Genomic DNA, 11,568 nt, shown 5'->3' with positions numbered 1-11,568 from the left:
GCTTCTCTTCGTTGTGACTTACATCACTTCGGAAGAGGCGGCCATTCTAGCGATTTAATTCTCAGTGTCAAACACTTATTTGGAATTAATTCCTACTTTCTAAAAGTAGAAGCGAATCATCGCTTAAAGCTAGTTGCCTTACTAACATTCTGCGCTGAAGCCTTGTGGCGTCTGCCGTGTCAGTGAGGCGGCATTATAGAGATGCCGCTCATATTGGCAAGCAATAAATGCGTTTTTTATTGAAAAAAGAGGTTAAGCGGAGACATTTCAACCAAGGGCTTATTTATACCACTTTCACCCCAAGTTTCGAACAAACTACCCACAACGACCTGTGGATAACTACTCTCCACTATCAAAAAAATAAGATAAACGAGCCCTAGGGTTTAGATACTCTCGAACTTGTTCAGGTAACTTGCTTGGATGAACGGCATTAACGATTTTGATCTCTTTAATAAAGAGGTCAATGATCGGAGCTTGGGTTCTTGGCACGCTAGGATCATAGATAAGTACATTTGGATAAAGTATATGTTTAGCGTTAACGGATATCACAATCCCAATCGAATCATTTGAAAGCTGTACTACAGTACCTGGTGGGTAGACTCCCATGAACTTAACTAACAGCCCCAGGTTCTCTTGGCTATATAGATGTTTGCAGCTCTTATATAAGTGGGACAGTGCCAAATACGGGATCATTTGTTGAGATTGCGTTTTACCATGGCAAAGGTTATCAAATGCATTAGCCACAGCGACTATCTTGGCAAACTCATCAATCTCATGTTCTTTTAAGCCCTCGGGGTAACCAGAACCATCATTCATCTCATGATGTTGAGCGATCACCTTTTTAGCACTTTCCGGAAAGTCATCAATTCCCGCAACGATATCTGCACCGTATTTAGTATGAAGCTTCAGGTAGTTCTCTTCGGGCACCGTTAGTGCACTCTGCTTTCTTAATATCGCGGCTGGTATTTTGATCTTGCCTATATCATGGAACATTGCCGCGAAAGAGAGAGCTTTCAATTGCTGCGTATCGTAGCCTTTAGCTTTACCTATCATCAGTGCAACAACCGAAACGTTCAGTGTATGAAAGTAGAGGTCTTCAAAATCCGCTTTAGCATTCATAAGATGCAAGGTGACGTTATCATCGCTCACTAGAGTTTCGACAATATCATCAACAAGAGCCTTAACCTCCCCTACCGCATCTAAAGGTCTGTTACGGATCTTGGTCATCACAGATCGCATTCGAGCAAGCGAACGTTCAAATTCTCTCTCGCAATGACTCACTCTGCGGCGGTAAGAGCTAAGGGTTTCGATACGCTCATGCTTATCTTTCCACATTCTTTCCGTTTCAAGACTTACCTGTGAATCAATATCGATTTCTTGTTCACCTAAGTGGTTAACAGGTAAAGGTGAGGTATCGCTTTGACTCAGGTTTATATAGACGTGCTTAATCCCAAGATGTCGAATTACTTTTACTTGAGCGTCATCTTTGATTTTAAAGCTGTTGAATAAAAATGGGTGTTCATTCCATTTTACGGGGAGTCGTATATGCAGACCGGGCTGAATGCGATCTACGGTAATCTTTATGCTGCCCATTTTTATATATAATATTGATGATTAATCTCTATTTATAATTCTAATAAAACCAAGCAGCAATTTCACTATCCAATTTCACAGGTTCAACTTAAAGAGTCGCAGTGCAACATCCAGCGTATACCGAATTTATCTTCTACTTTGCCAAATCGAGCCCCCCAAAACGTATCTGCGAGTGGAGTCATTATCCGCCCTCCCTTCTTAAGCTTTTCAAAGATCTGCTCTTGCGTCGCTGTATCTTCAGTCACAAGAGAGAGAGCGAGATTGTTACCTTCGAGTTCTTTTGCCTTAACACCATCAGACATCATCAGCTTCATACCAAACGCTTCGAACTCAGCATGCATAACCCAATCAGGTTGAGCGCCCTCTATTACCTGTGGCGCATCACTAAAAAGTTGCTTAGATAAAACCACACCACCAAAGCACTTGTGATAAAAATCCAACGCTTCATTACAACGACCATCAAAAAATAAGTAAGGGGTTACTGTCAGCATATTTCTCTCCTCTATTAGTCCTTTAAACATAGACAATAGAAAAGAGAATGATAGGTAACATCATGATTTAAGATAATTAATTCATTATCAGATCGAATAGCGAAGCGAAATTATGGGATTTAGGAATGAAACATCAAGATCTGTCTGGTTGAAGGGCAACTGCAGCGACACGCTAGATTTTAAATTCACAAACGCCTAAAACGACGAAAGGTCGCTATAAAAGCGACCTTTCTATATATGGTACCGGTAGGCGGATTGATTGGACAGGCACTCCTGCCGCCACCGCGAAGGCAATGCTTCCTATACCCCAGATACAACAAAGCCCCGACCATTTCTGACCAGGGCTTTATCTAAATATGGTACCGGTAGACGACTTGACTGGGCTTGCATCCAAGCCGACACGCTGGATTTCAAATTAACAAACGCCTAAAATGACGAAAGGTCGCTATGAAAGCGACCTTTCTATGTTTGGTACCGGTAGGCGGAATGATTGGACAGGCATTCCTGCCGCCACCGCGTAGGCAACGCTTTCTATACCCCAGATACAACAAAGCCCCGACTAGAGTCGAGGCTTTATCATTTAAATATGGTACCGGTAGGCGGACTTGAACCGCCACGCCCGAAGGCAACGGATTTTGAATCCGTCGTGTATACCAATTTCACCATACCGGCATTATCTTGGGGCATTGCCCTTTCGATGTTTGGCATTATACGTATGCGAACTGATGTGGCAAGTATAAAAACTTGAATTCATGTGTGTTTGCCGATAATTTCGCCACTAAGTCATAAGCTGTGCGTCATGTCTCTTTTCAGGCTAAGCCTTAAACTATATTCTGACGCCTCAATTTTTAAAGAAGTAATAACACATGACATCAACAAACACTCTGCCACCAGCAGGAGTCATGCGCCGATTTGGTGCCTTGTTCTACGACGCTCTGATCGTAATCGCTATTGAAATGTTGGCGGCTGGCGTCATTGTCGCTCTGCTGCACGCGCTCATGGCTCTCGGCATTTTTAACCACAGCGGTTATGCCGATGTTAGTGACTTCTTAACCAACCACCCGATTTGGAGCCCTGCATACACCTTTTACTTAGTGGTCGTTTGGGTATATTTCTTCGTGTTCTTCTGGACTAGAGCTGGTCAAACTCTCGGTATGAGAGCTTGGAAGCTGCGCGTTCAAAACAAAGATGGCTCAGCTATCACAGTAACTCAGGCGCTGATTCGTTTAGGTACTTCAGGTTTTGGATTGGCAAACCTATGTGTTCCATTCGATCCTGAAAAACGTGGCTTTCACGATATCTGGGCAAAGACCGAAGTCGTTGTGTTACCACAAGCACGATAATGTGATTTAAGTTAGCTCCAATCAAGATCAAAAAAGGAAGGCGTTATGCCTTCCTTTTTTCTATTTACAGTTTCCGCCTCAAGAGCATGATGGCAATTCCAAGGAACACCACGCTTGGGGCTATTGCGCCAAAGGCGGGCGGTATTTGATAAACCAAACTCACCGGGCCAAAGAACTCACTGGATATATAGAACGTAAAGCCAGCAATAACACCTGACAAAATCCTCGCGCCCATGGTTACACTGCGTAAAGGACCAAAGATAAACGACAGTGCCATCAACATCATAACCGCAATCGAAATTGGCTGAGTTATCTTTCTCCACAGCGCCAATTCATAACGTGATGCATCTTGCTCTGACGCCTTCAGATAAGAAACATAATCATACAACCCACTTAACGATAGCTCTTCTGGTTTAACCGTTACGATTGCGAGCTTATCCGGAGCGAGCGATGTTTCCCAAGAGTAAGTCGGTAGGCTTTCTTTGGTAATTTGAAGCTCATTTTCAAAAGACGTGATCTCTACATCCTTCATCGTCCACACGTTGTCTCCAACGTAATCAACTTCGTCAGAATAAATAGCGGTCTTAAGTGCCTTGTTTTCGTCAAAGCGCCACATATTCATGCCATATAGCTTCTGGTCATCGATTTTGACAATAAAAATGAAGTCATTGGCATCACGAGCCCAAACACCACTTTGCGTCGAAATAATATTACCACCAGCAATCGAGATGGTTCTTAAATCACGAGCCATTTTCTGCGCTTGCGGTGCACCCCATTGACCAAGCAGTGTCACCACGATCATCAGTGGAATAGCGGTTTTAAGTACCGATAGACCGATATCCAACTTAGAGAAACCAGCTGCCTGCATAACGACAAGCTCAGAACTTGCAGCAAGCATACCAAGCCCAATCAACGCACCAAGCAATGCAGCCATTGGAAAAAACATTTCGATATCACGAGGGATACTCAGTAAAACAAAGTACAGCGCTTGTAATAGATCGTATGTACCACGGCCAACTTTTCTCAGCTGCTCTACATATTTAATGATCCCAGAGAGACCAACAAACGTCACCAATACCAGTGACGTCGTTGCGATGATGGTTCTGCCTATATATAAATCGAGAATCTTAAACACGGCTTAAGCCAACCTCTTATTCTTGAATTTTTCTTTCAAACGCCTTACTGGCACGCTATCCATAAAGTTTGCACCAATCGCGACAAATAACAATAACGCATTGATTGGCCACATGCCGATTACCGCCGGGATACTGCCCTCTTCAATAGAAGATTTAGTCGCACTGATTGCCAAGAAGTAAGTCAGGTAAATGAGAATCGCCGGGCCAATCTTTGCAAAACGACCCTGTCTTGGGTTAACCGCAGACAGTGGCACGACAAGCATGGTCAACAATGGAATACAAAGTACCAAAGAAATGCGCCACTGCAACTCTGCTTTCGCACTATTGTTTGAGTTACCAATCAGTTCAAGTGTAGGAATCGCTTCCCAGTCTCGACCTTTCTTCTCAACTTCACGCTGACCAATCAAGCCTTCGTATTCTTCAAAGTGCGTCACCCTGTAGTCAAGGCGAGTCGGAATGCCTTCATGACGAGTACCATCGTACATTACGATCACTTGGCGACCATCACTGAGCTCTTTTACATCGCCCGACTTCGAGAACATAACACTTGGCAGTACAGAATCACGCGGACGCATTTGAGCAACGAACACATTTTCTAACTTATTACCGTCGATATCATCGATAAACACGACAGAAGAACCATCTGGCGTACCTTCAAACTTACCTTTTGGTAGTAAATCAACGCTGTTCTCTGCGGCTACTTCTTCATACATTTGTTCAACTTTGTCTTGTGACCAAGGAGATAACCAAAATGAGTTAAAGGCTGCAACAGATGCCGTAATTAAAGCGAGGTAGAGCGCAGATTGGATCAGGAATTTATTACCGATACCGGTGGCGTTCATGACCACTATTTCACTTTCAGCGTAAAGGCGGCCAAAAGTAAGCAAAATACCAATATAGATACTGAGTGGAAGCATCAATAGGCCCATCGCTGGCATATTTAAGCCAACAATCGACAATATAAGACTCGCAGGGATATCACCATCAGAGGCGTCCGCTAAAACACTGATGAATTTTTGGCTGAGAAACACGAGAAAGAGAACAAAAAAGATCGCAAATTGGCTCTTGATTGTCTCGCGGATCAAATATCTAACAATAATCACGCTCAAATTACCTATACAAAACTTGTTTTTTTGATTGAATCACTATAATTTCCCGTTGAACCTTTTATTTTTTTAAATTTTTAGCTAAGTGTTAGCGTTCTTCTTTAAGGTTAGTTCCATTATAGGATCCAACAAGTAAGAACCCATTATCTAACATTTAGTTCGATTTGTCTTCAGGATGTAGGAGTACGCATGGAGTTCAGTGTAAAAAGTGGCAGCCCAGAGAAACAGCGCAGCGCATGTATCGTTGTCGGTGTATTCGAACCGCGCCGCCTTTCTCCAGTAGCCGAGCAATTAGATAAGATTAGCGATGGCTACATTAGTTCACTGCTTCGTCGCGGTGATCTAGAGGGTAAACCTGGCCAGATGCTACTACTGCATCAAGTACCTGGTGTACTTTCAGAACGTGTTCTACTGGTAGGCTGTGGTAAAGAACGTGAGCTAGGCGAGCGTCAATATAAAGAAATTATCCAAAAAACCATCAGCACACTAAACGAAACGGGTTCTATGGAAGCAGTATGTTTCCTTACAGAACTTCACGTTAAAGGTCGCGACACTTATTGGAAAGTTCGCCAAGCAGTAGAAGCGACTAAAGATGGTCTTTACACATTTGACCAATTCAAGAGCAATAAACCAGAGACTCGTCGCCCACTACGTAAATTGGTATTCAACGTACCAACACGTCGCGAATTGAGCCTGGGTGAAAAAGCAATCTCTCACGGCCTTGCGATTGCTTCAGGTGTAAAAGCGTCTAAAGATCTCGGCAACATGCCACCAAACATCGCAAACCCTGCTTACCTTGCTTCTCAAGCACGTCGCTTAGCTGATGATTACGAGACAGTGAAGACTAAGATCATTGGCGAAGAAGAGATGGAAAAGCTGGGTATGACATCATACCTAGCAGTTGGCCGTGGCTCTAAAAATGAATCTATGATGTCTATCATGGAATACAAAGGCGCTCCGGATCCAGATGCGAAGCCGATTGTATTAGTAGGTAAAGGTCTGACTTTCGATTCAGGCGGTATCTCGCTTAAGCCTGGTGAAGGCATGGATGAGATGAAGTACGACATGTGTGGTGCGGCGTCTGTATTCGGTACAATGAAAGCACTGGCTAAGCTGAACCTACCGATTAATGTAGTTGGTATCCTAGCTGGTTGTGAAAACATGCCGGGCAGCAATGCTTACCGTCCAGGTGATATCCTAACGACAATGTCAGGCCAAACGGTTGAAGTATTAAACACTGATGCTGAAGGTCGCTTGGTTCTATGTGATGCTCTAACTTACGTTGAGCGTTTTGAACCAGATTGTGTTGTCGATGTTGCTACGCTAACTGGCGCATGTGTTATCGCTCTAGGTCATCACATCAGTGGCGTTCTATCGAACCACAACCCACTTTCTCACGAACTTGTTAATGCTTCTGAGCAAGCAAGTGACCGTGCATGGCGTCTACCTATGGCAGACGAGTACCATGAGCAGCTAAACAGCCCATTCGCTGATATGGCGAACATCGGTGGCCGTCCTGGCGGCACAATTACTGCTGGTTGCTTCCTGTCTAAATTCACTAAGAAGTACCACTGGGCACATATCGACAGTGCTGGTACAGCTTGGAAGTCAGGCGCAGCGAAAGGCTCGACAGGTCGTCCTGTCTCAATGCTAGTCCAATTCTTATTGAACCGCAGCGGCCAAGAGACTGAAGAGCAATCTTCAAAATAATAAAAAGGGCCTACGGGCCCTTTTTTAATAAGCGCTATTTGTAAGACCCTGTTAACCAAGTAACATTGATATCCACGATTTTCAGTTCGAGTATTAAGTATGCAGACTGCTACATTTTACATTGTGCCTTCAGACAGCCCGCAAGCCAGCGAAGATGGTTTTGCTCACTATGTGCTGTTTCTTGCTCAGCACTTTGCAAAACAAGGCGCTAAACTTTATCTCAACTGTAATGACAAAGAGCATGCCGAGCGTATTGCTGAAGTTTTCTGGCAAGTCGAGCCCAGTGAGTTGATTGCGCACAACTTGGTTGGCGAAGGCCCGAAGTATTCAACCAACATCGAAATTGGCTATCAAGGCGTAAAACATAATTGGAATCGTCAGCTAGTAATTAATCTGGCCGATAATCATACAACCTTTGCGAACGCCTTTGCTCAGGTGATAGACTTCGTCCCTTGCGAAGAAAAAGCTAAGCAACTCGCTCGAGAAAGGTATAAAATTTACCGTCAGGCTGGATATCAGCTACAAACTATCGAGATTCAACATCCATAGTCAAACCTCATAGTTAAAGCTATCTTTGGATTTAGATTCAAGAAGCTTCACTTATGAAGTTTGACCACGATTAACCATTCACAGTATCCGTTTAAGAGCACTATGGAAAAGACATACAACCCAACATCAATCGAACAAGCTCTGTATAAGACTTGGGAAGAGAAAGGCTACTTTAAGCCACACGGTGACACATCAAAAGAAGCTTACAGCATCATGATCCCGCCACCGAACGTCACTGGCAGCCTACACATGGGTCACGCGTTCCAAGATACGATCATGGATACGCTTATCCGTGCTCAACGTATGAAAGGCAAAAATACGCTTTGGCAAGTGGGTACTGACCACGCTGGTATCGCAACTCAAATGGTTGTTGAGCGTAAGATTGCTGCTGAAGAAGGCAAAACAAAACACGACTACGGCCGTGAAGCTTTCATCGACAAGATCTGGGAATGGAAAGGCGAATCAGGTGGCACGATCACTCAACAGCTTCGTCGTCTTGGTGCATCTGTAGATTGGGATCGTGAACGATTCACTATGGATGACGGCCTATCGGCTGCGACTCAAGAAGTGTTTGTTCGTCTATACGAAGAAGACCTAATCTACCGTGGTAAGCGTCTAGTAAACTGGGATCCTAAACTGCACACTGCAATCTCGGATCTTGAAGTTGAAAACAAAGACAAAAAAGGTTTCATGTGGCACTTCCGCTACCCGCTAGCGAACGGTGTTAAAACGGCTGATGGTAAAGACTACATCGTTGTTGCAACTACTCGTCCAGAAACCATGCTTGGCGATACTGGTGTTGCTGTTAACCCAGAAGATCCTCGTTACAAAGATCTTATCGGCAAAGAAATCCTACTTCCTGTTGTAAACCGTCTTATCCCTATCGTAGGCGATGAGCACGCAGACATGGAAAAAGGCACGGGTTGTGTGAAGATCACTCCAGCTCATGACTTTAACGATTACGAAGTGGGTAAACGCAACAACCTACCAATGATCAACATCCTAACGTTCAACGCTGATATCCGTGATGCTGCTGAAGTCTTCACAACAAACGGCGAAGAAAGCGATGTTTACTCAACAGATATCCCTGCTAAGTACCAAGGCATGGAGCGTTTTGCTGCACGTAAAGCTATCGTTGCTGAATTCGATGAGCTTGGTCTTCTTGAAGAGATCAAAGATCACGACCTAACCGTTCCTTACGGCGACCGTGGTGGTGTGGTTATCGAACCAATGCTGACTGACCAATGGTACGTACGTACAGCACCGCTTGCAGAACCTGCAGTTAAAGCGGTTGAAGATGGTCAAATCCAGTTTGTTCCTAAGCAGTACGAAAACATGTACTTCGCGTGGATGCGTGACGTGCAAGACTGGTGCATCTCTCGTCAACTTTGGTGGGGCCACCGTATCCCAGCATGGTACGACAACGATGGTAAAGTTTACGTAGGTCGCACTGAAGAAGAAGTTCGTGAAAAGAACAACCTAGCGCCTGTTGTTGTGCTTAAGCAAGACGACGACGTACTGGATACTTGGTTCTCTTCTGCACTTTGGACGTTCGGCACACAAGGCTGGCCTGAAGATACTGAAGCACTGAAAACATTCCACCCATCTGAAGTTCTAGTATCTGGTTTTGATATTATCTTCTTCTGGGTTGCTCGTATGATCATGATGACCATGCACTTCGTGAAAGACGAAGATGGCAAGGCTCAAGTACCTTTCAAAACGGTTTACATGACGGGTCTTATCCGTGATGAAAACGGCGACAAGATGTCTAAGTCGAAAGGTAACGTACTTGACCCAATCGACATGATTGACGGCATCGGCCTTGAAGAGCTAGTAGAGAAGCGTTGTGGCAACATGATGCAACCAAAACTGGCTGCTAAGATAGAAAAAGCGACACGTAAGACTTTCGAAAATGGTATCGAACCATACGGTACTGATGCGCTGCGTTTCACTCTTGCTGCTATGGCTTCAACTGGCCGTGACATCAACTGGGATATGAAGCGTCTTGAAGGTTACCGTAACTTCTGTAACAAGCTATGGAACGCAAGCCGTTACGTACTAATGAACACAGAAGAGCACGACTGTGGCATGTCACTGTCTGTAGAAGACCGTGCAAACATGGAATTCTCTCTAGCAGACAAGTGGATTGAGTCTCAGTTTGAAGTTGCAGCGAAAGAGTTTAATGCTCACCTAGACAACTACCGTCTAGACATGGCAGCAAACACGCTTTACGAATTCATCTGGAACCAATTCTGTGACTGGTACTTAGAGCTAACTAAACCTGTTCTTTGGAAAGGTACTGAAGCTCAACAACAAGCGACTCGTTACACGCTTATCACGGTTCTTGAGAAGACTCTGCGTCTTGCTCACCCTGTTCTTCCTTACATCACTGAATCTATCTGGCAGAGCGTTAAGCCGCTAGTAGATGGCGTTGAAGGCGAGACGATCATGACTCAAGCGCTTCCTCAGTTTAATGAAGCTAACTTCAATGCTGAGATCGTTGACGACATCGAATGGGTTAAGACTTTCATCACCGCTATCCGTAACCTACGTGCGGAATACGACATTGCACCAAGCCAAGGCTTAGAAGTAATGATCAAAGTAGCGGATGAGAAAGATGCAGCTCGTATCGAAGCAAACAAGATCGTTCTGACTTCTCTAGCTAAGCTAGACGATATTAAAGTTCTTGCGGACGGCGAAGAGACTCCAGCTTGTGCAACTAAACTGGTTGGCAAATCTGAGTTGATGATCCCAATGGCGGGTCTTATCGACAAAGATGCTGAGCTTGCTCGTCTAGATAAAGAAGTAGCTAAGACTCACGGCGAGATTAAACGTATCGAAGGTAAGCTAGGTAACGAAGGTTTCGTTGCTAAAGCACCAGAAGCAGTTATCGCGAAAGAGCGTGAAAAGCTTGAAGGCTACCAAGAGACTCTTGTGAAGCTTGAAGAGCAAAAAGCGACAATCGCTGCGCTTTAAAACCGAGTGAACGAGAAGGCTTCGAACTTCTCGCTCTAAATAGAAAGGTTGGTCTTCGTGACCAGCCTTTTTTTATACCTCTGATTCCAATATTCCAATGCTTCTCACTCTAGCCGCACTGATTGATAGGTTTCATCTATCAAATTAATCTCTACTTCCCATTATACTTAATGATAATAATTCTCAATAATAGAGCTATCAAAACAACACAACGACTGAGTAATTATCATGAAAAAGACACTAACCTTTGCTGCATTACATTTTACTATCGCATTTAGTGTCGCTTATGTACTAACAGGCGACATCTTAATTGGTAGCTTAATCGCTATGATTGAGCCCTCTGTGAATACTGTTGCCTTCTATTTTCATGAAAAGGCGTGGGCTCAAGTTCCAGCACTTAAAGCTCGTCAGTGGATGACCAAATTAAAAACAGCAAGCTTTGCTACCATCCACTTTAGTGTTGCCTTTACTGTTGTCTACTTGTTGACTGGAGATGCTTTTATCGGCGGTGTGATGGCTTTACTAGAGCCAACTCTAAATACCGTTGCTTACTACTTCCACGAGAAAGTCTGGTTACGAAAAGCTGAAAACCAAGCTGTACAAGCTCAGTTTTGTTTACATCAACACGCTTAATCTAAACCTCACTGAGCGATTGAAATAACCT

The 11,568-nt window shown here is 44.1% G+C and carries 9 protein-coding genes and 1 tRNA gene; 5 read left to right on the top strand and 5 right to left on the bottom strand.

Features of this window, described 5'->3' with window-relative positions:
• Positions 1-339: 339 nt before the first annotated feature.
• From MSG35_RS22235 to MSG35_RS22225, 3 genes are all read right to left on the bottom strand, one after another.
• Positions 340-1,593 carry an HD-GYP domain-containing protein gene (locus MSG35_RS22235; protein ID WP_248385018.1) on the bottom strand — a complete coding sequence of 418 codons (1,254 nt, stop codon included), beginning with the start codon at positions 1,591-1,593 and terminating at the stop codon, positions 340-342.
• A gap of 83 nt (positions 1,594-1,676) precedes the next feature.
• Positions 1,677-2,084 (bottom strand): VOC family protein, encoded by a 408-nt coding sequence (locus tag MSG35_RS22230; RefSeq protein WP_248385017.1) that lies wholly within the window; start codon positions 2,082-2,084, stop codon positions 1,677-1,679.
• Positions 2,085-2,671: 587 nt separating this feature from the next.
• Positions 2,672-2,756: transfer RNA gene (locus MSG35_RS22225), tRNA-Leu, on the bottom strand.
• A 194-nt stretch (positions 2,757-2,950) separates the two neighbouring features.
• Between MSG35_RS22225 and MSG35_RS22220 the strand changes: the two genes are divergently transcribed.
• Positions 2,951-3,427 carry an RDD family protein gene (locus MSG35_RS22220; RefSeq protein WP_248385016.1) on the top strand — a complete coding sequence of 159 codons (477 nt, stop codon included), beginning with the start codon at positions 2,951-2,953 and terminating at the stop codon, positions 3,425-3,427.
• Positions 3,428-3,491: 64 nt separating this feature from the next.
• On the opposite strand, the gene lptG is transcribed toward MSG35_RS22220, so the two are convergent.
• Positions 3,492-4,562, bottom strand: coding sequence for an LPS export ABC transporter permease LptG (lptG, locus tag MSG35_RS22215; protein ID WP_017058938.1), 1,071 nt, complete (start codon positions 4,560-4,562; stop codon positions 3,492-3,494).
• Between the two features lie 3 nt (positions 4,563-4,565).
• A complete protein-coding gene (lptF, locus tag MSG35_RS22210; protein ID WP_017058937.1) occupies positions 4,566-5,666 on the bottom strand; it encodes an LPS export ABC transporter permease LptF in 1,101 nt (366 codons plus the stop codon).
• 192 nt (positions 5,667-5,858) lie between these two features.
• On the opposite strand from lptF, the gene pepA reads away from it, so the two are divergent.
• From pepA to MSG35_RS22190, 4 genes are all read left to right on the top strand, one after another.
• Positions 5,859-7,379 carry a leucyl aminopeptidase gene (pepA, locus tag MSG35_RS22205; RefSeq protein WP_017058936.1) on the top strand — a complete coding sequence of 507 codons (1,521 nt, stop codon included), beginning with the start codon at positions 5,859-5,861 and terminating at the stop codon, positions 7,377-7,379.
• Positions 7,380-7,478: 99 nt separating this feature from the next.
• Positions 7,479-7,928 (top strand): DNA polymerase III subunit chi, encoded by a 450-nt coding sequence (locus MSG35_RS22200; protein WP_248385015.1) that lies wholly within the window; start codon positions 7,479-7,481, stop codon positions 7,926-7,928.
• A gap of 102 nt (positions 7,929-8,030) precedes the next feature.
• Positions 8,031-10,904: a valine--tRNA ligase gene (locus tag MSG35_RS22195; protein WP_048618666.1), complete on the top strand. Its 2,874-nt coding sequence runs from the start codon at positions 8,031-8,033 to the stop codon at positions 10,902-10,904.
• A 228-nt stretch (positions 10,905-11,132) separates the two neighbouring features.
• Complete coding sequence (locus MSG35_RS22190; protein WP_046224433.1) at positions 11,133-11,537, top strand: DUF2061 domain-containing protein; 405 nt, start codon at positions 11,133-11,135, stop codon at positions 11,535-11,537.
• Positions 11,538-11,568: the final 31 nt, after the last annotated feature.

This window comes from Vibrio sp. 1CM23M (assembly GCF_023161755.1).
GTDB classification, from domain to species: Bacteria; Pseudomonadota; Gammaproteobacteria; order Enterobacterales; family Vibrionaceae; genus Vibrio; species Vibrio coralliirubri.
Note: the sequence above shows the minus strand (reverse complement) of the source record. Positions and strands in the feature narration are given on the sequence as shown.